Genomic DNA, 23533 nt, shown 5'->3' with positions numbered 1-23533 from the left:
AGTCTGACTCACATCACATCCCTGCCCCCCGTTTGGGGGGACCGGGGGGAGCCNAGGCTCCCCCCGGCGGGGAGATCGGGGAAACAACCGTGCGTGCGGGGCGATTAGTCGGCCTGCATCCGGATGAAGGAAGGAATTTCGAACTCCTCCTCATCGAAGATAAACTCTTCCTCGCCAACCGGCTGGGTCTTCATCGGCGGCTGGGACAGGGCGGCTTCGGGGCCGCCTTTTTTGGTGCCTTTGCGCAGATAGGCCGGGATATTATAGTCGTTGCCCTGGCCGCTTAGGACGCGCACGCTGCGGGGGCTTTGCACGTGGCCGGTGCCGCCGCCCTGGTTGTGCTGGTGCTGGTGCTGGATCGGGGCGGCCTGCATGGCCGGCTTCTGGCGCGGCAGCATGGAGGTGAGGACCTCGATGGGCTTTTGCTCTTCGCGCTTTTGCTGCACGGGCATCCCGCGCTGCATGGCCGATTCGATGCCGGTGGCGATGACGGTGATGCGCATCTCGTCGGTGGCGTCAGGGTCAAAGACCGTGCCGAAGAAGACCTTGGCGTCTTCGTGGACGGCCTCGGTCACGGTGGAGGCGGCCTCGTCGACTTCCTCGATGGTCAGGTCCGGGCCGCAGGTGATGTTCATGAGAACGCCCTTGGCTCCGTCGATGGTCACGTCTTCAAGCAGCGGGCTGGTGATGGCCTTGAGCGCCGCCTCGCGGGCGCGGGATTCGCCGCGGGCCGTGCCAAAGCCCATCATGGCCAGTCCCATCTCGCTCATGACGGCCTTGACGTCGGCAAAGTCGAGGTTAATCAGGCCCGGAACCATGATCAGGTCGGAGATGCCTTTGACGGCGTAATAAAGGACCTCATCGGCCTTTTTGAGCATCTCAATGAAGGTGGCCTTTTTGGAGGCCAGCGACAGGAGACGGTCGTTTGGGATGGTGATGATGGAGTCCACCACGTCCCGCAGGGCCTGCACGCCTTTTTCGGCCGAGAGCAGACGTTTTTGCCCTCGAAATAGAAGGGTTTGGTGACGACGGCCACGGTGAGCGCGCCGGCTTCCTTGGCCACCTGGGCGATGACCGGGGCGGCTCCGGTGCCGGTGCCGCCGCCCATGCCGGCGGTGACGAAGACCATGTCGCAGTCGCCGATGGCGGCGCGGATGGTGTCGATGCTCTCCAACGCGGCGTCACGGCCGACGTCGGGATTGGCTCCGGCCCCAAGGCCCTTGGTCAGTTTGTCGCCAAGCTGGATGCGGTATTCGGCCTGGGACCGCTGCAAGGCCTGAATATCGGTGTTGGCCGTAATGAAGGTTACGCCGGACATGGCCGATGTGATCATGTTCTCGACAGCGTTGCCGCCGCCGCCGCCGCATCCGACGACCTTGATGCGTGCGTTTGATCCTTGATCGAGTTCCAAGTATTCCATCTGATCTCCCCCTAGCATAAACTCCCTGTTATCCCCCAAAAAAGCCTCTCGCGGACTATTTCACGTCCACGAACCATTTCCGCATCCTCCCCAGAATGCGGTTGAACACGTTCTCATCCCGGATGCGGAAACGTTGTTCAACGCCTTCCTTTTCCGCACCGTACATGAGAAGCCCCACGGCTGTTGCGTACATGGGGCTGTTGACCACGTCCTTGAGCCCCCCGACCTTGTCGGGATAGCCAATGCGCGTGGGCAAATTGAAAATCTGCTCGCCAAGCTCCTGGATACCTTCGATGAGCGCGGTTCCCCCTGTGAGCACCACGCCCGCTCCGATCTGGTTTTTCATGCCCGACCGGATGAGTTCCTGGTCAACCAGGGCCAGCATCTCTTCCACGCGCGGTTCGCAGATTTCGGCCAGCACCTGGCGCGAAAGCCGACGGGGTTCGCGCCCGCCCACGCTCATGACCTCGATGACCTCGTCTTTGGGCACCATCTCGGCCAGGGCGCAGCCGTACTTGATCTTGATCTTCTCGGCCGAGGCCATGGGTGTGCGCAGGCCAAAGGCGATGTCGTTGGTCAGATTCGTGCCGCCAAGAGCCAGGACGGCGGTGTGCTTGATGGAATCGTTGGCAAAAATGGCCAGATCGGTGGTGCCGCCGCCAAGATCCACCAGGGCCACGCCGATTTCGCGTTCTTCGCCGGTCAGCACGGCCTTGGACGAGGCCAGGGATTCCAGCACGATGTCGGAGACGTCAAGGCCGGCCCGGTGACAGGAGCGGATGATGTTCTGGGCGCTGGTGACGGCTCCGGTGACGATGTGCACGCGCACTTCCAGGCGCACCCCGGCCATGCCAAGGGGATCGGCAATGCCGCGCTGATCGTCGACGATAAATTCCTGGGGCAGAATGTGGATGACCTCCCGGTCCAGCGGAATGGCCACGGCCTTGGCCGCGTCGATAACCCGCTCGATGTCCCGGGGGCCGACTTCGCCGCCCTTGACGGCGATGACCCCGTGGCTGTTGAAGCCCTTGATGTGGCTGCCGGCAATGCCGGCGTAGACCGAGCGTATTTCACACCCGGCCATGAGTTCGGCCTCTTCAAGCGCCTTCTTGATCGACTGGACGGTCTGCTCGATGTTGACCACCACGCCTTTGCGCAGGCCCGTGGAAGGGCTGGTGCCAATGCCCACCACATCCACGCCCTCGGGCGAGATTTCGCCGACGACCACGCAAATCTTGGTGGTGCCGATATCGAGTCCGACAATAAGTTCCGACCTGGCCATACAAATCCGCTCCCTGAACGTTTCCTCTCGTGGCGTTGGCCGCGCCCTCGCGCGGTTGTACGTCAAACCCGCGCGAATTTCATTGATAAAATAGCAAGTCTCACGGGTTTTCCGGCCTGCGCCCCCTGGCGGCACCCCGATTCCCCTGCCCTTGCGGCGCGGCCTTGAAATTCGTTCCTGTCAACGATACTGGCAATCATCTGATATAAATTGCCTTTTTAAACAATTCCCCTACCCCTGCGGCAAATCCCCGCCGCCGCGCTTCTCCACCCAGACCTTGTCGCCTTCAGCGGTAATGAGCCCCACTTTGTCAAGCTCGCCGCGCCGGCGCAAGTCTGTCCAAACCATATTCATGCGGGCCAGGTTCCGGTGCCAGTTCTGAGACCCAAGGCATAACACGATACCCGGCTCCATCAACCTGATTTCCAGCCCGCGCCCCCAACTCAGACGCAGCCAGGCAATCTGGCCGAAATCAAAGGGAACCTGATGTTCGGAAACGGCCCGTCTGAGATCGGCCAGCAGCGGCAGGTGTTTTTCCATGCCCGCTTCGACCTCGATCTGGGGCAGAGAGACGAACTGCCCGGACTCGACCTTATCGATAATACGTCCAACCTCGTCGGCGTAATAGAGTGTTCCCTGGTACTGCACAAGATAGGAAGGGGACTTTTCCTTCACTTCGATATGAATTGCCCCGGGCAGCACCCGGCGCACGGACACCGATTCCACCCATGGTTCCCGGGCCAGGTCGCCCCGCATCCGGTCCATGGACAGCGACAGGATGTTGATTCCGTTGGTCAGCCCGGCCACCTCGCGGATATGGTCGGTGGCCAGGCGCGAGCAGCCGACGATCTCGGCGTTTTGCAGGGCGAAATAATTGACCGTCGTCAGCCAGCGGTAGCCGGCCAGGAGAGCCACGCTCACCGCCAGGACCCCGGCCCCGAGAAAGGCCATGGACACCGCCCGGGTAAAAAGCCGCCCCACTCCGCCAAAACTGACGCTTGGCAGGCTGATGCTCCGGCCTTCCCCACGGGAATTGCGGTTTTTGTTGTTGCGGGAGGATTTGACGACCCGGCTTTTGACCGTGATGCGCGGCCCGCCGTAGCCGTTGCGTTTTTTCTTGGCCGCCATGGACCCAAATCCCGATAATGTTCCTGCCCTGACATTCATGGCACGACCTTCACTTCCAGTTCGAGTTCGTGTCCGCACAACTCCCGTACCGCCTCCTGCGCCCTCTCGATAAGCGTCAGCGCCGCATCGCTCGTGCCGCCGCCCAGATTCACTAAAAAATTGGCGTGCAGCCCGGAAAATTCCATGTTGCCCAGCCGTTTCCCGGCAAACCCGGCCTCGGCCAGCAGTTTCCAGGCAGCCCCCCCCGGCGGGTTTTTAAACACGCAGCCGGCTGTGGCCGCGGTTATGGGTTGGCTGGCCCGCTTTTTCTTCAAATTGGCGATCATCTCCTGTCGGATGGCGATGGGTTCGCGCACCTCGCAGTCAAATTCCGCCTCCAGCACCAACAGCAGCCCGGCCGCACCGGGCAGGGCAAATCGGCGGTAACCGATGTCCAGGTCTTCACGACCGACCCAGACAAGACCCCCTTCAGGCGTCCACAGGCGCACCCGGGCAAGACACCGGCCGGTCTCGTCGCCATATGACCCGGCATTGCCGGCCACGGCCCCGCCCACCGTTCCCGGGACCCCGACCAGCCCGGCCAGTCCCGACAGCCCCTGGGTGGCCAGCCAGGCCACCAGACGCTGGAGCTTGACCCCGCCCCCGACCCGCACCCGGATCTTTTCGACGGGGCGTTCGCGCAGGATGACCGGCTCGGCAGTCAGGCGCGGGCGGACAAGGACCAGGGGCACCTCGCCGTCCCGGGCCAGCAGATTGCTGCCCCCCGCCCAGAACCAGCGGCCGGCCGCCCAGTTTTTCAAGCACCCCGGCCAAGCCCTCGGCGTCTTCCGGGTTGGCCAGCACCACCTCGGCCAGGGCCTTCCCGCCAAGCTTTAACGTGGTGCGCGCGGCCAGGGCCGGCCCCGGCAAAATCTCAAGCGCCACGCCCTGCCTCAAGGTAGTGCGTGCCGACCTGCCAGATGCTGCCGGCTCCCAGGGTCAAAAGCAGGTCCCCGGGCTGTAAAATGTCCGGCAAGGCCGCTTCCATGGCGGCGAAATCGGGATAATAGGCCACCTTGGTCCGGCTCACCTGCCGGATGCCCTGGGCCAGGCTTTCGCCGCTGACCCCCGGGATGGGGGCTTCCGAGGCCGGATAGATTTCGGTCAGAAGGAGCTGGTCGGCGGCCTCGAAACAGGTGCAGAAATCACCGAAAAGCGCCTTGGTGCGCGAGAACCGATGGGGCTGGAAAGCGACCACCAGCCGACGGTCGGGATAGACGGATTTGGCCGTGGCCAGGGTGGCCTTGATCTCGGCCGGATGGTGGCCGTAATCATCGACCACGACCACGCCGCCGGCCTCGCCCTTGCGCTCAAAACGCCGGCCCACGCCGCCGAATTTGGCCAGGGCCTCGGCAATGACAGGCAATTCGATGCCGGCTTCCAGGGACACGCCAATGGCTCCCAGCGCATTTAAGACATTGTGCCGGCCGGGATGGTTGAGCCGCATCTCGCCAAGGCTCTTGCCGTCGAAAAATACCTCAAAGCGGCTGATCGCCCCGGTCTCGATGATGCGGCCGCGCAACCGGGCCGCCTCGCCAAAGCCATAGGTGAGAAACGGCCGGTTGATGCGGGGAAGCAGCCGGGCCACGCCCGGATCGTCCAGGCAGACCACATTGACCCCGTAAAAAGGGATGCCGTTTAAAAAGGTGACAAAGGCCTCGTCGATGGCTGCCAGGCCGTCGTAGTGGTCGAGATGGTCGGCGTCGACATTGGTGACGACCGAGGCGATGGGCGCCAGGCACAAAAACGATCCATCGGATTCGTCGGCCTCGGCAATGAGGTATTCGCCCTGGCCCAGACGCGCCCCGGCCCCATAGGCATTGAGCCGGCCGCCGATGATGACCGTCGGATCGTAGCCGGCCTCGGTGAAGATGGTGGCCAGCAGCGAGGTGGTGGTGGTCTTGCCGTGGGTGCCGGCCACGGCGATGCCGGTGCGAAGGCGCATGAGCTCGGCCAGCATTTCCGCCCGGGGAATGACCGGGATGCCGCGTTCCCGGGCCACGACAACTTCGGGATTCTCCGCCGTCACGGCAGTGGATTTGACCACAACGTCGGCGTCGCCGAGATTTTCCCGGCCATGGCCGATGGCAATGGCCGCGCCCAGGCTGCCCAGGCGGCGCACGGTCTGGCTCATGGCCAGATCGGAGCCCGACACCTCGTAGCCGAGGTTTAACAGGACTTCGGCAATGCCGCTCATGCCCGAGCCGCCAATGCCGATCATATGAATCTTACGGACCTTGGTGCGCATGGCCACAGGCGCGCCGGTACCAATATGCGGCGTTATCACGAAAGTTCTCCCTTTTTCACCGCCATCCCGAGCAGGGCGGCGGCAATACGTTCGGCTGCGTCGGGCAGGGCCTCGTTGGCGGCGGCCCGGCCCATGGCGGCCAGACGGTCCGGGTCGGCCAGAAGCGTTACCAGGGCCCCGGCCAGATCGAAGCCGGGAAGCGCACTCTGGGCCACCACCTCGGCCGCCCCGGCCTTGGCCAGGAAGGCGGCATTGACCGACTGGTGGTCGTGGGTGGCAAACGGGAACGGAATGAGAAACGACGGTTTGCCGGCGGCCGTGACCTCGGCCAGGGTGGTGGCCCCGGCCCGGGCCAGGACCAGATCGGCCCAAGCATAGGCGGCGGCCATATCGTCGATGAAATTTTCAATGACCACATCCGGTCCGCCGCCCAAATGGGGACGCCCGGCCAGGATGTCGGCGGCATGGGCGCCGATGCGGTCGAAATCGGCCCGGCCGGCCTGCAGGCGCACTTTGACGCCGGCGTCGAGAAGCTGCGGCAGGATGGCCATAACGGCGTCGTTTATGGCCCGCGCCCCCTGGCTGCCGCCAAGGACGAGCAGATGCTTCGAGCCGGGATGGGCCGGGGACGGGGCCGCGATGCCGGCCCGGATGGGATTGCCCAGGCGCACCGTGCGCTTGGCCGGGAAGGCCCCGGTGGTGTCGGGATAGGTGACGTAGATGCGGTCCACCACCCGGCCGAGCACCTTGTTGGTCACGCCGGGGACGCTGTTTTGTTCGTGGATGGCCGTGGGGACGCCCATGAGTCTGGCTGCGGCCACGGGGATAAACCCGGCATAGCCGCCAAAGCCGGCCACCACGTCCGGGGTGAAGGTGCGGATGTGGGACACGGCCAGGCCAAAGGCCCGGGCCATCCAGAACGGCGCGGCCAAAGCCCGCAGCCCGCGTCCGAAGACGCCCTTGGCCGGCAGGCCGATAAAGGGCAACCCGGCCTTGGTGGCCAGCTCCCCTTCCGGTCCGGCCCCGCCCATAAACAGGAGATCGGCCTCGGGTTCGAGCCGACGCAGGGCCTCGGCCACGGCCAAAGCCGGGAAGATGTGGCCGCCGGTGCCGCCGGTTGTCAAAATAATGCGGGTCATGCCCTGGCGCTCCTGGAAAGATTGAGCAGGATTCCGACGCACAGGAAACAGGACAGCAGGTTGGAGCCGCCGTAGCTCAAAAAAGGCATGGCCACGCCCTTGGGCGGCACGCAGCCGAGCACCACGGCCAGATTGAGCAAAAAGCCGAGGCCAAGGACCAGCCCCATGCCGTAAGCCGTAAACCGGTCGCGCAGATCGTCCTGGGCCAGGGCCACTTTAAAGGCCCGCCACAGGAGGATGCCGATGCACAAAAAGACAATGGAAACGCCGATAAAACCGAGTTCCTCGCCAAGGACGGCCATGATGAAGTCGTTATGGGCCTCGGGCAGATAAAAGAGCTTCTGCTTGCCGGCCCCGAACCCGGCCCCGGCCACGCCGCCGGAACCAAAGGCGTAAAAGGACTGCACCAGCTGATAGCCGACGTTTTGCGGGTCCTTGAAGGGATCGAGAAAGGCGAACCAGCGTTTGAACCGGTAGGGCGAGGAGGCAATCAACAGGCCCATGGCCCCGACGCCGAAAAACATGGACACGGCCAGATAGGTGAGCCGGGTGCCGCCGACAAGGCTCATGAGAAAAAAGAGCATGCCCAGAAAGACCGCGCCGCCGAAATCCGGCTGCAACAGCAAAATGACGCCCAGAAAGCCCGTGACGATGACCGGCGGCATGAACCCCACGGAAAACGAGCGCACGAGTTTCTGCTTCTGGCTGAAAAAATAGGCCAGATACATGACCAGGACCACCTTGGCCAGTTCCATGGGCTGCAGCGAGATGGGGCCAAGATGCATCCAGCGCCGCGCGCCGCCGGCCTTGACCGAGAACGGCGGGACCATGGTGAGGACCAGCAGGCCGATGATGGCAAACAGCCACAGGTAGACCGGGCCGTGCAACACCTTGCGCGGCATCCAGGCACAGATGGTCATGAGCACGAGGCTGATCAGGGCAAAAAGGGCCTGGCGCTCGAAGAAATAATAGCGGTTGCCATTTAAGCGCTCGGCCATGACTCCGCTGGAGGAAAAGACCATGACCAGACCCAGGCCGGCCAGGAGCAGGGCCGCGCCGAGCAGCCAGAAATCGAAGGTGCCGGTCTTTTTGGACTCGGCCGTCTGCACGCTCAGTTTGCTCATGCGCCCTGCCCCGCCACACCGGCGTCACGAGCCGGCAGTCCTGCGAAGATGTCCTGGAAATCCCGTCCCCTGGCCTTGTAATTGGGATAGAGGTCAAAGCTCGAGGTGCCGGGCGAGAGCAGGATGGCGTCGCCGGGCAGGGCATCGGCATAGAGCCGGGCCATGGCGGCCTTGAGGGTGGGTTCGTAAAAGACCGGCACCACCCCGGTAAAGGCGGCCTCAAACACCTCGCGGCTGCCGCCAAAAAGGCCGACGGCCGAAACTTTTTCCCGCAAAAGCGGAGCCAGGGCCTCCAGATCGCCGCCCTTGAACACCCCGCCGCATAAAAGCCGCACGGGCCGGTCAAAGCTGTTGATGGCCGCCTCCATGGCCGTCACGGTGGTGGCCTTGGAGTCGTCGACAAACAGCACCCCGCCCTTCTCGCCGATGATCTGCAGGCGATGGGGGGCCGGCACAAAGCCGGCAAAGACCTCGCGGGCCAAGGCTTCGTCCACGCCGTAGGACCGGCAGGCCAGATAGGCCGCTTCCATGTTGTGCTGATTGTGCACCCCGGCCAGCCGGCGGCACAGAAAATTGGAAGCCGCGGCATACCAGGTGACAGCGGCCCGGGTAAATGTCCGGACGGCCAGGAGCGGGCGCAGCTCCTCGGCCACGATGGCCGTATCCTCGGGGCGCTGGGCGGCAAACAGGTTGAGCTTGGCGGTCAGGTACTCGTCCATGTCGGCGTGCCAGTCGAGGTGGTTGGCGGCGAAATTGAGCAGCACGGCCACCTGCGGGCGAAAGGTCTTGACCAACTGGAGCTGGAAGCTTGAAACCTCGAGCACCACCACATCCGCCGGCTCGTTGGAAAGAACGTGCTCAGAGAGCGGCGTGCCGATGTTGCCGCCGGTAAAGACGCGCCGGCCGGCTGCTTCCAGCAGGGCGCTTATAAGCATGACAGTGGTGGTCTTGCCGTTGGAGCCGGTCACCGCGATGATCGGTTCCGGGGTGAACCAGGAGGCCAGCTCCAGTTCCGAGACGACCTGGACACCGGGACACGCGGCCAGGGCCGGGGCCAGACCGGCGGCCCGGATGCCCGGGGACAAGACGACCAAATCGGCCCCGGCGAAATCCGCCGGCCCGTGCTCGCCGGTGCGCAGGTCATAGCCGGCAGCCACAGCCTCGGCCCGAAACGCGTCAGACACGGCCGCGGCATTTTTCTCCAGAAAGCGCACCGACGCCCCAAGGCGGGCCAGGAGCCGGGCCGCCGAACGGCCGGACGCACCGGCCCCCACGACCACGGCCGTGTGGCCGCGCAGCTGATCGGGATGGAGCATATCGCGCATGAGAAAGCCTACCGCAGTTTGAGGGTGGAAAGGCCGACCAGGGCCAGCAGGATGGAGAGAATCCAGAACCGGATGATGATCTTGGATTCCGGCACGCCCATGAGCTCAAAATGATGGTGCAACGGGGCCATGCGGAAAATCCGCTTGCCGCCGCTCATCTTGAAGTAGCCGACCTGAAGGATGACCGAGACGGTCTCGGCCACGTACAGGCCGCCGACAACGATGAGCAGCAACTCCTGCTTGCATAAAACTGCCAGGAAGCCGAGCACCCCGCCCAGGGACAGCGAGCCCACGTCGCCCATGAAAATCTGGGCCGGATAGGCGTTGAACCAAAGAAAGCCCAGTCCCGCCCCGACCAGCGCCCCGCAAAAAACCGTGACCTCGCCCACGCCGGACACCGGCATGACTTGCAGGTAGCGGGCCATCTGGGCGTGGCCGGCCACGTAGACGAACAGTCCGAACATGGCTGCGTTGACGATCATGGGTCCGATGGCCAGTCCGTCCAGGCCGTCGGTCAGGTTGACGGCGTTGGAGGCCCCGATCATGACGATCATGGCAAAGGGCAGGTACCACATGCCAAGGTCTGGGGTCAGGTGCTTGAAAAAGGGCACGGCCAGCCGGGTGGAATACTCCGGGTCGGACAACAGCACGGCAGCGGCCACGCCGGCCACAATGACCTGGCCCAGGAGCTTCTGCTTGGCGGTGAGGCCCTTGTTGCGCTTTTTCACCACCTTGGCGTAGTCGTCCACAAAGCCCAGGGCTCCGAAGCCGAGAAAGACAAAGAGCGTCATCCAGACATATTCGTTGGCCAGATCGCCCCACAACAGAACGCTTGTGATGATGCAAAAGCCCAGAAGCAGGCCGCCCATGGTCGGCGTGCCGGCCTTTTGCTGGTGGGCGGCCACGTCCTCGTTGATGTACTGGCCAAACTTCAGGCGGCGCAGGGCCTGGATAAACCTGGGGCCAAACACGATGGACAGGATCAAGGCCGTAAGGAGTGCCGCAATCGACCGGAAGGTGATGTAGCGGAAGACGTTTAGGGCGCTGAAATGCGCCACAAGCGGCACAAGCAGATAATAAATCATGCCTTGGCGTCCTTCTGGATGCTTTGGGTCAGGGCCGCCAGGAATTGTTCCATACGCATGGAGCGGGAGCCTTTAAAGAGGTAGACGCCGCCGACCAGATCGGTGGCGGACAGGGTTTCCAGAAATGCATCCGGGCTGTCGACCACGGCAAAGATGCCGCCGTAGCCCCGGCGAGAGAGCCCCTCGCCCACAATGTCGGCGTAGGCGCCGTGGTAAAAGACGGCCTTGGCCCCGCTTTCGGCCGCAGCTTCGCCCAGACGCCGGTGTTCGACCTCGGCGTGGACGCCCATCTCGCGCATTTCACCCAGGACCAGCACCAGCGGCTTGCCCTGGGCCGATTCGGCGGCAGCGGCAATGGCCCGGCGCATGGACAGGGGATTGGCGTTGTAGGTGTCGTCAATGAGCGTGTAGTTGCCGTGGCGGCGGCAGAAAAAGCGCTGTTCGGGCATGACGGCCGTGGCCAGCCCGGAACTGATCTGGTCCTCGGTTGCGCCGAGCACATGGGCGGCGGCAGCGGCGGCCAGGATGTTTTCGGCAAAATGCCCGCCGGTCAGCGGAGTCACAACGTCCATCTCCAGCTCGCGAAGACGCAGGAAGAACCGGCCGCGGCCTTCGGAGATGGCCCCCAGGTACTTGGCCCGGTAGGGAGCCGGACCGCCCTTGGTGGACAGGGCCACGACCCCGGGGAAGACGGCCTGGGCCGCGTTCCACAGTTCCGGGTAGTCCATCGAGGCCAGGGCCGTGCCGCCGGGACGCAGGGCGGCAAAGAGCTTCACCTTTTCGGCAGCCACCCCGGCCACATCACCCAGGGCCTCCAGATGGGCCGGGCCGACGTTGTGGATGACGGCCACATCGGGTTCGGCAATGGCAGCCAGGGGCTCCATCTCGCCCGGAGCCGAGATGCCAAGCTCCATGACCCAGGCCATGTCAGCCTCGCCGGCTTCCAGCATGGACAGAGGCAGGCCGATCTTATTGTTGAAATTCTTGTAATTTTTCGCGGTCGGGCCCACCTTGGAGAGAATCGAGGCGGTCAGTTCCTTGACCGTGGTCTTGCCGGCCGAGCCGGACACAGCCACGAGCCGGGCCCCGACCCGCTCCCGCCAGGCCCGGGCCAGCTTGCCAAGGGCAGCCACGGTATCGCGCACCAGGAGAACCGGAGTGCCTTCGGGCAGGCCGGAAAGCGGCCGGTCGGCCAGAACGGCGGCCGCTCCCTTGGCCACGGCCTCGGCAGCGAAATTGTGGCCGTCCAGGCGCTCCCCGGGGATGCACACGAAGAGACTGGCCGGCGCAGCCGCCCGGCTGTCGATGCGCACGGACTCGATGACGGGGTTGCCCCGCTCGCCCACGTCGCCCACAGCCCCGGTGGCTACAAGGAGATCAGACAGGGTCATGCGCATCCGGTAAGCTCCCTGACCACGGCGGCGTCGGAAAACGGGTGCTTCACGTCGCCGATCTGCTGATAGGTTTCGTGTCCTTTGCCGGCGATGACCAGCACGTCCTCGTGTCGCATCTCCGACAGGGCCAGTTCGATGGCCCGGCGGCGGTCTGGCTCGAGAATGGCCCGGCGGGCCTTTTTAAGCCCCGGCTTGACGTCGTCGATAATGGCCAGCGGATCTTCGTGGCGGGGATTATCCGAGGTCAAAACAGCCACATCGGCGTAGCGGGCCACGGCCGCGCCCATAAGCGGTCGCTTGGTGCGATCGCGGTCGCCGCCGCAGCCGAAAACGACAAAGAGCCGGCCGGCGGTAAATTCCCGGGCAGCGGTCAGGACGTTTTCCAGGGCGTCGGGGGTGTGGGCGTAGTCCACGAGAATGGTCAGCCCGGCCGGATTGGGAATGCGCTCCAGACGTCCGGGCGCGCCGCCAAAATCCGCCAGGGAGGCCAGGGTGTCGGTGGGCAGGCCCAGGGCCAGGGCCACGCCGAAGGCGGCCAGGATATTCTGGGCGTTGTGGCGGCCGGGCATGGGCGAGGCAATGGCGTAGGAATCCTCGCCAAAGGCGGCCCCGATGGTCAGCCCATCGCGGCCGGCGTGCTGGATGCCGCCGACGAGAAGCCGGGAAAAGCCGGTCGGCGGCACGGTCAGGCCGTAGCCGATGGCCTGGGGAAATTCGCGCAAAAGCCGCAGGCCGAAAGGATCGTCGAAATTGAGCACCGCATTTTCCGGGCGTGCGAGGTAGCGGCGGAAAAGTTTGGCCTTGGCCTCGAAATAGGTGGCCATGTCGTGATGGTAGTCCAGATGGTCCTGGGTCAGGTTGGTGTAGGCGGCGGCGGCAAAACGCAGGCCGGCCAGGCGATCCTGGTCCAGGGCGTGGGAAGAGGCTTCCATGACGGCCAGGGTGCAGCCGGCGGCAGCCATTTCGCCCAGGCACCGGTGAATGGTCAGGCAGTCGGGCGTGGTCAGGGCGGCATCGCGGGAAAAGCCGGGCCAGCGGTAGGCGACGGTGCCAAGGAGCCCGACCTTGTGCCCGGCAGCCGCGCCCAGGCGTTCGATCAGGTAGGCGACCGTGGTCTTGCCGTTGGTGCCGGTGACGGCAACGACCGGCATGGCCATGGCATCGGTGCCGTAGCGCGCCCCGGCCAGCGCCCCGAGGGCGGCTTTGGGATCCTCGACCGTGGCCAGACGGGCCGTTGCGCCGGCCGGCAGCACGACGCCGGGGCCGGCCACGACAAAGGCCGCACCCCGGGCCAGGGCGTCGGCAATGAAGTGGCTGCCGTCGTCCCTGGAGCCGGGCACAGCCACAAACACGCCCCCCGGCATCGTCTTGCCGGAATGGGCGGCCACGTCCACGCCTCCCTGGCGCACGGCGTCAAGGAGGCGTGGGAAATCTATTGCGGCGTTTGCTGTCATGATCGCTATTGCCTCGCCTGCTAGGACGGCCTGGCCAGCCAGAGCACGAACTCGGATTTGTTTTCCCCGGGCCAGGGCGCACCCGGACCGGGACTTTGCTTGGAGACCACCAGCCCCTGGCCTTCCAGGCGCGGCACAATGCCCTTGCCGGCCAGAATCTCCACCACCCGCCGCAACGGCATCCCCGAGAAATCCGGCACGGCATGAATCTCGATCGCCTTGGCTCCGGCTGGCTTGGACTGGGCGATATCGAGAATCTCCTTGTCCGCCTTGGACGGGGCCATGGGCGCAGCCGGCATCTCGGCGCTAGCGGCCGAGCCGGGAGCAGCCCCGGGAGCCCCGGCCTTGGCCACCTGCACGGTTTCGGGCATCCGGCCGAGGTAGGACAGCATCCGCAGAGTCAGTTCACGCACGGCCGGGGCCGCGACCACGCCGCCGTAGTGGCTCGGCTCGGGTTCGTCAACCATAACCATGACGATGTATTCCGGTCCGACGGCCGGAACAAAGGAAACATAGGAACCGAGGTACTTGTTGCCATAACCGCCGGAGGAGCCGGCCTTCTGGGCGGTGCCGGTCTTGCCGCCGGTCTCCAGGCCCGGAATCATGGCCGATCGGCCGGTGCCGTGTTCCTCGTGCACCACCTCGCGCATCATGCGCTGGACCGTGCGGGCCACATCGGCGTCAAAGACGCGGTAGGGCTGGCGCTGGGGCGTGGTGTTGTCTGGATCGGCCACGATCTTCAGCGGCTTGTACACGCCGTCGTTGGCCAGGATGAGAAAGGCCTGGGCCATCTGGACCGGAGTGACGGCCACGCCCTGGCCGAAGGAGGCGGTGGCCAGATCCAGGATCGACCAGGCTTTGACCGGACGCAGCAGGCCCTTGCCCTCGCCCGAGATGGGCAGGCCGTTTTGGCGGCCAAAGCCCAGTTTCTCAAAATAACCGTGCAGCCGGGCCGAGCCGAGCTGCATCCCGATCTTGGCCGCGCCGATGTTGCTCGAGACGCGCACGATCATGTTGACCGGCAGGACGCCGTAGGAATGGGTGTCCTTGATGACCCGGCCGGCCAGACCGAACTTGCCGTTTTCGCAGTTAAACGTCGTGGTCGGGCGCACCGTGCGTTCCTGCAGGGCCGCGGCCACCAGCAAGGGCTTCATGGTGGAGCCGGGCTCAAACACGTCCAGGGCGGCGTGGTTGCGGGCCACCCGGGGGCTGATGCCGCGTCCCACGTTGGGATTAAAAAAGGGATAGTTGGCCATGGCCAGGATTTCGCCCGTGGGCACATGGACCACCACACAGGTGCCGGCCTTGGCGTTGTTGGTGGTGACGGCCTTTTCCAGCTCCTCTTCGGCGAAAAACTGAATCTGGGCATCAATGGTCAGGCGCACGTCGTGGCCGTTGATGTCGGCCAGTTCCCGGCCCTGGGAATCAAAAAAGAAGCGGCGGCCCGAGGCGTCGCGCTGGACCACATACTTGGCCTGGCGGCCGGTCAGCTGGCCGTCGAAGGATTTCTCCAGGCCCTCAAGCCCCACATCGCCAACGCCGACAAAGCCGATCAGCTGGCTGGCCAGATGGCCGTTGGGATAAAAACGGCCGAATTCCTTGGTGAAATGGACGCCCGGCAAGGCCGCTTCCCGGATGCGCGCGGCCGTGCGGTCCCCGACCCGCCAGGACAGGTAGACCATGTTCGAGGAGCTTTGCAGCTTCTTCTTGACCCGCTGCTCCTTCATGTGGAGCACCTTGGCCAGAAAGGCGGCGGTCTTGTCCGGGTCGACAATTTCCTTGGGACGCACGAACAGGCCTTCGATCTCGACACTTTTGGCCAGCAACCGGCCGGAGCGGTCATAGATCTCGCCCCGCGCGCCCTTGTCCACTTCCGAGGCCACATGCTGGCGCACGGCCTGCTGGGCCAACTCCGGACCGGCCACGATCTGCAGATAGCCGGCCCGGCTCCACAGTGCGAGCCAGGCCAGACCAAGCAGGACACCCACACAGGTGAGCTTGACCCGGCTCCAGTCCCGCACGGTGGTGTGCTGGCGTTCTTTGGACGGTTTGCGCATGTCCGGTCCCGAAACCCGTTACCGCCACAGCCCCGCGACGCGCCGCGGCGCGCCCGGGGACAGGCTGACTGCAAAAATGACGTCGCAAGACTCGACGGCCATAACCACTCTACTGCTCACCCGCCGGGGCGGGTTGAAAAGGTTTGGGCTTGGCAACGGCCCGGCCCGCGTCCGGCACGGCTTTGGGGCCGGCCTTTGGCCCGGGCTTGCCGCCGGCTTCGGCCGTGACCTTGGCCCCGGGCTTGGCCGGTTCCGCAGCCGCCTTGGCCGGTTTCTTGGGCGCTTCGACAGTGACGGCCACCATGGGCGACGCCTCGATCTCGCCGCTGGCGGCCACGCGACGGATCTGGCCCGGCCGGGCCGGTCCCAGGCCCCGCTCCTTGGCCAGTTCACGCAGCCGGGACGGGGTGATCAGGGTATTGCGCTCCACTTCGAGCTTGGCCGAAAGCACTTCCCGTTCGTCGATCTGGTGCTGGATCTTGTTGAGCTCATAGGCCAGATCGACCCGCTCGATGTTGACCCACACCAGCCCCAGGCCGAAAATCAGCAGCAACGCGAGGCTAAAGGCCATGGAAATGGCCCATTCTTTCGACAACGTGCCCATTTCCTCTCCTATCCTGCGGCCGCATCCCCGACGTCCGGCAACCGCTCGGCCACCCGCAGCTTGGCGCTGCGCGCACGCGAGTTGTCCCGCACTTCCTCTTCCCCTGCCATGACGGGCTTTTTGGTCAGGATGCGAAACCTGGCCCGATGCCCGCAGATGCACACCATCTGCTCCCTGGGGCACAGACAATCGGTGGCCTCGTGGCGAAACGCCCGCTTGACCAGCCGGTCCTCCAGGGAATGAAACGAGATCACGGCCACCCGCCCTCCCGGGGCAAGATGGTCGGGGATGGCCTCCAGAAAGGCGGCCAGTTCGGCCAGTTCCTCGTTGACGGCCATGCGCAGGGCCTGGAAGGTCCGCGTGGCCGGGTGCAGCCGGGCCGTGGCCCGCCATTTGGCCGGATAGGCCTGCCAGACCACCTCGGCCAACCGGGCCGTGGTGGTGATGGGCGCCTGTTCCCTGGCAGCCACGATGGCCCGGGCAATGCGCCCGGCCTGCGGATCCTCGCCGTACTCCCGGATGATCTCGGCCAATCTGGCAAACGGAGCCAGATTGATCAGTGCCTCGGCGCTCTCCCCGCCGTCTTCAGCCCCCATGCGCATGTCAAGGGGGCCGTCGTTTAGAAACCCGAAGCCCCGCTCCGGGTCGTCGAGCTGCAACGAGGACATCCCTGCGTCCAGGAGTGCAGCATCGACCTTCTCCCACCCCGCCTCGGCCAGGATGGCCGGGAACCGGCTTAAACGCGAGCGCACCAGGCGCACCCGCTCACCGTAGGGGGCAAGTCGTCGCCCGGCCTCGGACAGGGCTTCCCTATCCCTGTCCAGACCGAGCACCTGCCCCTCTCCCCCGGCCGCATCGAGCATCCCCCTAGAATGCCCGCCAAGCCCGACCGTGGCGTCCAGAATTTTCATCCCCGGTTTGATGCCGAGGTATTCGATCACTTCCCGCAAAAGGACCGGTATGTGTACGGGTTGGTTGTCCACGCCTGTCCTTAAAACCGCAGCGCGATGCCGGACGCGGCCAGCGTGTCCATATGCGCGTTGAAATTGGCAGCGGTCTGGCGCAGGCGTTCCTCGAAACGGCCCTGGTCCCAGATTTCGAACTTCGACCCCACTCCGGCCAGGACCAGATCCTTGTCCAGGGCGGCGTAGGTGCGCAGATACGGCGGAATGAGCACCCGCCCCTGCTTGTCCAGCGTCACCTCGGTGGCCCCGGCAATGAAAAAGCGTTCGATGTCCCGGAAGCCCGGAATAAGCGTGTTGCCGGCCCGGAAACTGGCTTCCACCTGCTCCCATTCCGGCATGGGATAGCCGCTTATGGCTCCGTCAAAATTGTTGGTGAGCATGATCCGGCCGTCAGGGACAAGTCGAAAGATCTCCTCCCGAAACTCAGGAGGCAGCATCAAGCGACCCTTGGGATCGAGGCTGCGATTGGAATGTCCTCTGAACACGGCCCCTCACGTCGGCGGTTCACCACTTCTTACCACCATTTCCCACATTCTCTCCACCAATCGGTTATTGGTGTCAAGGGCAAACCACCTCTTGACAAGGAAATGCCGCAGCCTCTCCCGGTTTTCCGGGGCCAAGGTGGGAAATAATCCGATATATCGGGATGTTTCAACAAACAGAGTGGGATTTCAGGACATTTTCAGATGGCATTGGTAACCACCTGAAAACAAGTGGCAAAGCCCAGGGAACCAGACGCCTGGAAGCCAAGCCTTGCCAGAATGTCGCAGAACCCGTTAAGGGACGGAAGTCATGGCGAATGCTCGCCCCCTTCCGCAGGCCGGGAGGAAACCACCCGACGTCAAACGACCCATGGAAGGGCATCATGAGCGAGAGGTCGACACTGGAAGTTCCGGTAGGGCTTGAAGAAGAATATTACCAGATCAATCCGGATATTCTCCAGAGTTTCAGCAAGTTCCGGCCGCCGCTCAATATCTACCGGTTCCTGGAGCCGGTTTCCCGCATCACGCCGTATTATAAGGTTGGGGACCGGCTTTCCAAGGAGCAGTCCCAGGAACTGGCCGATCTGGTGGCCCAGGGCACGATCTTCGTCTCCCGCGCCGATCATTCGGTCTACGTCAAGCACATCAGCTACCAGCTCGATCTGGTGCTTTTGGACAAACACCTCACCGAATCGGAAATCGCCGACATTTTCCAGATAGCCCTCACCCGGCGCATGGAGGCCTTTTTCGACCAGCCGGTGCGCATCGTCTACGACAAGGTGCGCGAGGACGTTTTGGTGCTGACCGAGTACGTGTGGGAGGATTTCAACCGCACCAAGGCCCTGGCCAAGCGGCTGCACACCACCCACAGCCTGCCCAACCACGCGGTCAACTGCGGCCTGCTCGGCCTGCATCTGTTTCTGGCCGGCCAGTCCGACTCGTTTCGCGACAGCAAAAACGCCCGCAACATCCTGGACCGCAGCCTGCTTGGCCTGTTTCTGCACGATCTGGGCATGACCCGGGTGCCGGCCATGATCCGTGACAAGACCAAGACCCTGCTGCCCGATGAAATGCAGAAAATCCGGAACCATACCATGGCCGGCTATGAGATGCTCACGCGCATCGACATCAAGTTTACGGAAATGGAACGCTGCGTGTCGGAACACCACGAGCGCCTCGACGGCTCCGGCTACCCGCAGAAACTGACCATCGGCAATATTTCGGAACTGGGCCTTCTGGCCGGCGTGGTGGATTCGTATTGCGCCATGCTGACCAAGCGGGCCTATGCCCCGGCCATGGAGCCGCTGGCAGCGGCCAAGAAGCTCTTCGACGACAGCCGCCGCTACCCCACTGATATCGTCAAGCGGCTGATCGCCATGGTGGCCAACCAGAAATAGGGACGGTTTCCCACCTGCCGGCGGCCACATGGCTGAAGTCTGGCCGGCCAGACCGACGCCTTCCCCGGCCTCAGGGCCGGTTTCCCACCCCTGCCGCCCCCGGCCCGACGCAAGGCCTGCTGCCGCCCGCACCCGCCATCCCGGACCGCCGGGCCGGCCACGCGGCCAACAGTCCCTGGCCAGCCTCCCGGCCCTGCGGCACTGTCCTGGCCGGCCAAAACCGGACAGGATTACGGCAGGGCGCACTCCCGGCGCATCTCGCGGAAAATCTCGCCCAGAGGCACCAGCCCAAGCAGCCGCTCGCCTTCCAGCACCACGGCAAACCGGCTGTCGGCCTTGATCATGGCGTCGAGCACCAGATGCAGGGAATCGGCCGGGGCCACCCTGGGAATGTCGCGCCGGGCGGCGTCGGCTGCCTTGCGCGCCATGCAGTGGCGGCAGGCGGCCCGATAGGTATCCTCGAAATCATCATCGCCAAGGCTGGTGCGCAGGCTCGCTTCCAGGGCGCAGTCGTTTAAGTCCGCAAGCAGGGTCCGAAGGCTCACGATCCCGATGTAGCGCCCCTGGCGCATGACCACGGCGGCGTCGAGATCCGGGCATTTCTCCAGATGTCGCTGCAATTTTCCGGCAACAATTTCCAGGGGTTCGCCGGCGTCGACGGCAAGCACGTCGGTGCGCAAGGCGTCGAAGGCGCGTTTGCGTAGCATGTCATTTCTCCGGTGGCGTGGCGGTAAGCCAGCCTAACCCGGTTTGCCCGGGATTGTGAAGGGCTGGTCAATCGAAATCCGCCAAAAGGGCTCCGATATGGACCTTGCCGAAAAGAACCACCGGCGAATAGCGGGTGCGAAGCCGCCAGACCGCCTGCTGCAGCTGGTCCGAGGTGATGCCGTTTCGCAGGGCGGTATAGGCTTCGATGAATGCGGCCAGGGAATCGCAAACCTTGAGCAGTTGTCCGTCCTTGGGGTCGAAGCTGTCAAGGTTGCAGCGTTCCTCCAGATCTTCCGGCGTCACCCGCACCGCGTTCCCGGCCTCGTCCCGGATGGATTCGTAAAATTCCGAGCCCACCTCGATGCCCAGAAAATAGGCCAGCCGGTCGGCCAGATCGCCGAAGCCGCCGCCGGTCAGGACCGAAAAGACCCGGCGCTCCAATTCCTTGTTTTCATATTCCTTGATCATGTCCCCAAGCGGCGCGACCGACTGCTTGACCGGGGAGATGATGTCGCGGGTCAGCAGTTCCGGCACGTCGTGGACAAGGCCGGCAAAAAAATTGTTGAGCCGTCTGGCCGGGCAGGCGTCAACAGCCAGACTGAAGAAATAGCCATAGGCGGCCACCAGAAACATGTGGCCAAGGACCGAGGTCTCCGGGATGCGCGGGGTCTGGGACCAGCGGGTCTGGAAGCGCAACTGCCCGAGCAGCCGGCCGAAATGGCCCAGAGGCGTCTTCTTGCCGGCAAAAAGCCCGTCCGCCAGATCGCGCACGCCGCGCAGGTCGGCAAACCGGGCCAGACCGCCGGTAAACGACGACTCGATCTCCAGCAGTTCGTCGTCCCAGGGGTTGTCGCGCTTTATCAAGGAATATTCCCAGCCGCTGGCGTAGAGATGGGCCGCGTCCAGGATGCGCCGGGCCGGGGCGTCGCTTTCCGGCACCGACAGGTAGGCCCGAAGGCGGCCCCAGAAATCCTCGCCCAGTTCGCGCACCCGGGGTTCAAGCTGGGCAAACACCCAGTCGGTGAGCTGGCGGTAATGGGCCGGATTGGCCTTGATCTTGTAAAAGACCGGTGGCTTGATGTCGGTGATGACCAGCCGGTAGAGGTATTCGAACAAGCCGCCCTCGACGATTTCCAGGCCGAGAGCCAGACGTTCGGCCTCGGGCAGGTGGCGGGAATTGAGTTCGTAGAGCATCCAGGCCACCATCATCTTGTGGGCCTGCTTGTCGACCTCCACCAGTTCCATGCTCCGGTGTTTGTCGTTCCACCGTTTCATAAAAGACCCGGCAAACAGGAACTGCAAAAGGCTTTTGCGGACGCTGACCATGCACACTCCTTATAATTTCCCGATCGGACGCAAGCCTAGCCCTGCCGGGGATAAAGGGCAACCTTCCTGTCCCCGCCGGGCGGTTTCCGGGAAAAATGGTGTTGACAACCATGACCCGCGGGAATACAGGATTCGTCTTTCGAGCAACTCAGAGGAGCCGCCATGAAAACGTTTAGCCCGACGCCCAAAGATATTTCCCACAACTGGTTCGTGGTCGACGCCTCGGACAAGATCCTCGGCCGCCTTGCCTCCGCCGTGGCCATTCGCCTGCGCGGCAAGCACAAGGTTGAATTCGCCCCGCATATGGATACCGGCGACTTCATCATCGTGGTCAACGCCGGCAAGGTGCGCACCACCGGCCGCAAGCTGGACCAGAAGAAATACTACCGCCATTCCGGGTGGATCGGTGGCCTGAAGGAAACCTCCCTGCGCGACATGCTGGTCAAAAAGCCGGAAGATGTCATCCGCAAGGCTGTGCGCGGCATGCTGCCCAAAAACCGCCTCGGTCGGGCCATGCTCAAAAAGCTCAAGGTCTACTCCGGCGAAGCCCATCCCCACGAGGCCCAAAAGCCCGCAACCCTGGACGTCTAAACCCGGCCTCCGGAGAATCCACAATGAGCGACGAATTCTACTACGCCACCGGCCGCCGCAAACGCGCCACGGCCCGTACCCGCCTCTACAAAGGCAACGGCCGCATCCTCATTAACGATCGGCCCTTCGAAGAATACTTTCCCCGTCCCACCCTGCACGCCATCGTGCGGCAGGCCCTGGCCCTGACCAAGCTGGAAGGCCGCGTGGACGTGAAGGTCAATGTCGCCGGCGGCGGCATGACCGGCCAGGCCGAGGCTGTGCGCCACGGCATCTCCCGCGCCCTGCTCACGCTCGACCCCGAGCTGCGCGGCGTGCTCAAGAAAGCCGGCCTGCTCACCCGCGACTCCCGCGAGAAAGAGCGTAAAAAGTACGGCCAGCGCGGCGCCCGCGCCCGGTTCCAGTACTCGAAGCGTTAATCCGCGCGGCGATTACACAGTCACCCTGGGCGGAACCGCGAAAGCGGTTCCGCCTTTTGGCGTTGGCTACAAGGAGGCTTCCATGGCCGAACACAAACCCCGCCCCAAGCTCGTCTTCGCCGACAACGACGGCAATATCTACGACCATCCCGAGCTCGAAATGCTGGTGCGCCGGGGGGATCGCCTGGAGCCGCCGCGCCCGGACGAGATCATCGCCCTGCCGCCGGAAAGCGAACTCTTTCTGCTGCCCGGCCGCCACGCCCTGGGCTTTGACCCGGAATCCGGCGAGATCGAACAACTCGACGAACAGGCCGTGGCCGCCTTTGTCTGCCCCGGCTACACCCTCTCGGCCACTGCCGCCTACGCCGCCCGCGAAGACGCCCCCACCCTGCCCCTTTTCGCCTACGGCGCAGTGGGCTTTGCCGGCGACCGCTTCTACGTGGCCGCCGCCCGGGTGGACGAGGACAAACGCCAGATCTTTACCGGCATCAGCCGCGACCGCATCATCAAGGGAGCCAAGGCGCTTCGGGCCAAGTTCCCCAAAAACCGGCTGCTCGAACACTTAACCGGCTGCGCCCTGACCTCCTGCTGCCCGGCCGCCCGCAACCTGGCCCTGGGCCGCTTCGAGGCCCCCCTGCCCACCTCGCGCAGCTGCAACGCCCGGTGCATCGGCTGCCTGTCGCTCCAGGAGGAAGGCTCGGGCTTTCCCTCCACCCAGACGCGCATCCGCTTCCGGCCGACAGCCCAGGAAATCGTGGAGGTCATGGGCGAACACGGCCGCCGGGAAAAACGGCCGGTCTATTCCTTCGGCCAGGGCTGCGAAGGCGAACCACTGACCGAAGCCAAGGTCATCTGCGAGGCGGTGGCCCGCTTCCGCCAGAGCGGGGGGAAGGGCACGGTCAACATCAACACCAACGCCAGCCTGCCGGACGGCGTCGAGGCCTTTGCCGCCGCCGGCGGGTCGTCGATCCGGGTGAGCCTGTCGAGCGCCGAGGCGGCCCTGTACGAAGCCTACTACCGCCCGGTCGGCTACGGCTTTACCGCCGTGCGCGAGTCCATTGCCCGGGCCAAGGCCGGCGGACTTTTTGTGTCGCTCAATTTCCTCTTTTTCCCCGGCATCTCCGACACCGAGGCGGAACTTGCCGCCCTGACCGAACTGGTCACTGCCTACACGGTCGATTTCATCCAGTTGCGCAACCTCAATCTCGATCCCCAGCTCTACCTGAAAGTGGCCGCCGGCAGCGGCGCGCTCGATGACCCGGCCCGCCACGCCTCCATGGGGCTGGCCAATTTCCGCAAACGCCTGCGCAAGGCCTGCCCCTGGCTCAAGTTCGGCTATTTCAATCCGT

At 64.4% G+C, this 23533-nt stretch carries 19 protein-coding genes and 2 pseudogenes; 4 read left to right on the top strand and 17 right to left on the bottom strand.

Annotated elements, in window-relative coordinates:
• Positions 1-104: 104 nt before the first annotated feature.
• The 15 genes and pseudogenes from ftsZ to mraZ all read right to left on the bottom strand — a co-directional run bounded on the left by ftsZ (position 105) and on the right by mraZ (position 17749).
• Positions 105-1420: pseudogene (gene ftsZ / locus DVDV_RS15290) on the bottom strand (cell division protein FtsZ).
• 55 nt (positions 1421-1475) lie between these two features.
• Entirely contained in the window at positions 1476-2702 is a 1227-nt protein-coding gene (ftsA, locus tag DVDV_RS15285) for a cell division protein FtsA (RefSeq protein WP_075355502.1), read from the bottom strand.
• A gap of 231 nt (positions 2703-2933) precedes the next feature.
• Positions 2934-3830 carry a cell division protein FtsQ/DivIB gene (locus tag DVDV_RS15280; RefSeq protein WP_254845399.1) on the bottom strand — a complete coding sequence of 299 codons (897 nt, stop codon included), beginning with the start codon at positions 3828-3830 and terminating at the stop codon, positions 2934-2936.
• 35 nt (positions 3831-3865) lie between these two features.
• A pseudogene (gene murB, locus DVDV_RS15275) lies at positions 3866-4754 on the bottom strand (UDP-N-acetylmuramate dehydrogenase).
• The gene (gene murC, locus DVDV_RS15270) at positions 4744-6117 is read right to left on the bottom strand and encodes a UDP-N-acetylmuramate--L-alanine ligase (protein WP_075355503.1); all 1374 of its coding nucleotides are present in this window, start codon (positions 6115-6117) and stop codon (positions 4744-4746) included. The pseudogene murB and the gene murC overlap by 11 nt, the downstream one beginning before the upstream one ends.
• A 35-nt stretch (positions 6118-6152) precedes the next feature.
• Positions 6153-7256: an undecaprenyldiphospho-muramoylpentapeptide beta-N-acetylglucosaminyltransferase gene (gene murG, locus DVDV_RS15265; protein WP_075355500.1), complete on the bottom strand. Its 1104-nt coding sequence runs from the start codon at positions 7254-7256 to the stop codon at positions 6153-6155.
• A complete protein-coding gene (ftsW, locus tag DVDV_RS15260) occupies positions 7253-8380 on the bottom strand; it encodes a putative lipid II flippase FtsW (protein WP_075355499.1) in 1128 nt (375 codons plus the stop codon). Before ftsW ends, murG begins: the two co-directional genes overlap by 4 nt.
• Positions 8377-9705, bottom strand: a complete 1329-nt coding sequence (murD, locus tag DVDV_RS15255) for a UDP-N-acetylmuramoyl-L-alanine--D-glutamate ligase (RefSeq protein WP_075355498.1) — start codon at positions 9703-9705, stop codon at positions 8377-8379. The genes ftsW and murD overlap by 4 nt, the downstream gene beginning before the upstream one ends.
• A gap of 8 nt (positions 9706-9713) precedes the next feature.
• A complete protein-coding gene (mraY, locus tag DVDV_RS15250; RefSeq protein WP_075355497.1) occupies positions 9714-10790 on the bottom strand; it encodes a phospho-N-acetylmuramoyl-pentapeptide-transferase in 1077 nt (358 codons plus the stop codon).
• Positions 10787-12187 (bottom strand): UDP-N-acetylmuramoyl-tripeptide--D-alanyl-D-alanine ligase, encoded by a 1401-nt coding sequence (murF, locus tag DVDV_RS15245; RefSeq protein ID WP_075355496.1) that lies wholly within the window; start codon positions 12185-12187, stop codon positions 10787-10789. Before murF ends, mraY begins: the two co-directional genes overlap by 4 nt.
• Complete coding sequence (locus DVDV_RS15240; protein WP_075355495.1) at positions 12178-13638, bottom strand: UDP-N-acetylmuramoyl-L-alanyl-D-glutamate--2,6-diaminopimelate ligase; 1461 nt, start codon at positions 13636-13638, stop codon at positions 12178-12180. The genes murF and DVDV_RS15240 overlap by 10 nt, the downstream gene beginning before the upstream one ends.
• Positions 13639-13658: 20 nt before the next feature.
• Entirely contained in the window at positions 13659-15695 is a 2037-nt protein-coding gene (locus DVDV_RS15235; protein ID WP_075355494.1) for a penicillin-binding transpeptidase domain-containing protein, read from the bottom strand.
• A 109-nt stretch (positions 15696-15804) separates the two neighbouring features.
• A complete protein-coding gene (locus tag DVDV_RS15230) occupies positions 15805-16299 on the bottom strand; it encodes a hypothetical protein (RefSeq protein WP_075355493.1) in 495 nt (164 codons plus the stop codon).
• 8 nt (positions 16300-16307) lie between these two features.
• Positions 16308-17282, bottom strand: coding sequence for a 16S rRNA (cytosine(1402)-N(4))-methyltransferase RsmH (gene rsmH, locus DVDV_RS15225; protein WP_075355492.1), 975 nt, complete (start codon positions 17280-17282; stop codon positions 16308-16310).
• Between the two features lie 8 nt (positions 17283-17290).
• Positions 17291-17749: a division/cell wall cluster transcriptional repressor MraZ gene (gene mraZ / locus DVDV_RS15220; protein WP_075355491.1), complete on the bottom strand. Its 459-nt coding sequence runs from the start codon at positions 17747-17749 to the stop codon at positions 17291-17293.
• Positions 17750-18129: 380 nt separating this feature from the next.
• On the opposite strand from mraZ, the gene DVDV_RS15215 reads away from it, so the two are divergent.
• Complete coding sequence (locus DVDV_RS15215; RefSeq protein WP_075355490.1) at positions 18130-19143, top strand: HD-GYP domain-containing protein; 1014 nt, start codon at positions 18130-18132, stop codon at positions 19141-19143.
• A 230-nt stretch (positions 19144-19373) separates the two neighbouring features.
• On the opposite strand, the gene DVDV_RS15210 is transcribed toward DVDV_RS15215, so the two are convergent.
• The gene (locus DVDV_RS15210) at positions 19374-19850 is read right to left on the bottom strand and encodes a CBS domain-containing protein (RefSeq protein WP_075355489.1); all 477 of its coding nucleotides are present in this window, start codon (positions 19848-19850) and stop codon (positions 19374-19376) included.
• Between the two features lie 67 nt (positions 19851-19917).
• Positions 19918-21177, bottom strand: a complete 1260-nt coding sequence (locus tag DVDV_RS15205; protein WP_075355488.1) for an HD domain-containing protein — start codon at positions 21175-21177, stop codon at positions 19918-19920.
• A 162-nt stretch (positions 21178-21339) separates the two neighbouring features.
• Here DVDV_RS15205 and rplM point away from each other — a divergent pair, with 162 nt between their 5' ends.
• From rplM to DVDV_RS15190, 3 genes are all read left to right on the top strand, one after another.
• Positions 21340-21768, top strand: coding sequence for a 50S ribosomal protein L13 (gene rplM, locus DVDV_RS15200; protein ID WP_075355487.1), 429 nt, complete (start codon positions 21340-21342; stop codon positions 21766-21768).
• A 23-nt stretch (positions 21769-21791) separates the two neighbouring features.
• Entirely contained in the window at positions 21792-22184 is a 393-nt protein-coding gene (gene rpsI, locus DVDV_RS15195) for a 30S ribosomal protein S9 (protein ID WP_075355486.1), read from the top strand.
• Positions 22185-22266: 82 nt separating this feature from the next.
• On the top strand, positions 22267-23533 hold a 1267-nt coding region (locus tag DVDV_RS15190), incomplete at its 3' end, for a radical SAM protein (RefSeq protein ID WP_075355485.1).

The sequence above is a fragment of the Desulfovibrio sp. DV genome, assembly GCF_001936595.1.
In the GTDB taxonomy this organism is placed as follows: Bacteria; Desulfobacterota; Desulfovibrionia; order Desulfovibrionales; family Desulfovibrionaceae; genus Solidesulfovibrio.
This window is presented reverse-complemented; position numbering and strand designations above follow the sequence as displayed.

Coding starts and splice junctions, on each gene's coding strand:
- murC (WP_075355503.1), bottom strand. CDS start 6,117: ATGCGCACCAAGGTCCGTAAGATTCATATGATCGGCATTGGCGGCTCG.
- DVDV_RS15205 (WP_075355488.1), bottom strand. CDS start 21,177: ATGGTCAGCGTCCGCAAAAGCCTTTTGCAGTTCCTGTTTGCCGGGTCT.
- DVDV_RS15235 (WP_075355494.1), bottom strand. CDS start 15,695: ATGCGCAAACCGTCCAAAGAACGCCAGCACACCACCGTGCGGGACTGG.
- DVDV_RS15230 (WP_075355493.1), bottom strand. CDS start 16,299: ATGGGCACGTTGTCGAAAGAATGGGCCATTTCCATGGCCTTTAGCCTC.
- murG (WP_075355500.1), bottom strand. CDS start 7,256: ATGACCCGCATTATTTTGACAACCGGCGGCACCGGCGGCCACATCTTC.
- ftsA (WP_075355502.1), bottom strand. CDS start 2,702: ATGGCCAGGTCGGAACTTATTGTCGGACTCGATATCGGCACCACCAAG.
- DVDV_RS15215 (WP_075355490.1), top strand. CDS start 18,130: ATGAGCGAGAGGTCGACACTGGAAGTTCCGGTAGGGCTTGAAGAAGAA.
- murF (WP_075355496.1), bottom strand. CDS start 12,187: ATGCGCATGACCCTGTCTGATCTCCTTGTAGCCACCGGGGCTGTGGGC.
- murD (WP_075355498.1), bottom strand. CDS start 9,705: ATGCGCGATATGCTCCATCCCGATCAGCTGCGCGGCCACACGGCCGTG.
- DVDV_RS15280 (WP_254845399.1), bottom strand. CDS start 3,830: ATGGCGGCCAAGAAAAAACGCAACGGCTACGGCGGGCCGCGCATCACG.
- DVDV_RS15210 (WP_075355489.1), bottom strand. CDS start 19,850: ATGCTACGCAAACGCGCCTTCGACGCCTTGCGCACCGACGTGCTTGCC.
- rpsI (WP_075355486.1), top strand. CDS start 21,792: ATGAGCGACGAATTCTACTACGCCACCGGCCGCCGCAAACGCGCCACG.
- ftsW (WP_075355499.1), bottom strand. CDS start 8,380: ATGAGCAAACTGAGCGTGCAGACGGCCGAGTCCAAAAAGACCGGCACC.
- DVDV_RS15240 (WP_075355495.1), bottom strand. CDS start 13,638: ATGACAGCAAACGCCGCAATAGATTTCCCACGCCTCCTTGACGCCGTG.
- rplM (WP_075355487.1), top strand. CDS start 21,340: ATGAAAACGTTTAGCCCGACGCCCAAAGATATTTCCCACAACTGGTTC.
- mraY (WP_075355497.1), bottom strand. CDS start 10,790: ATGATTTATTATCTGCTTGTGCCGCTTGTGGCGCATTTCAGCGCCCTA.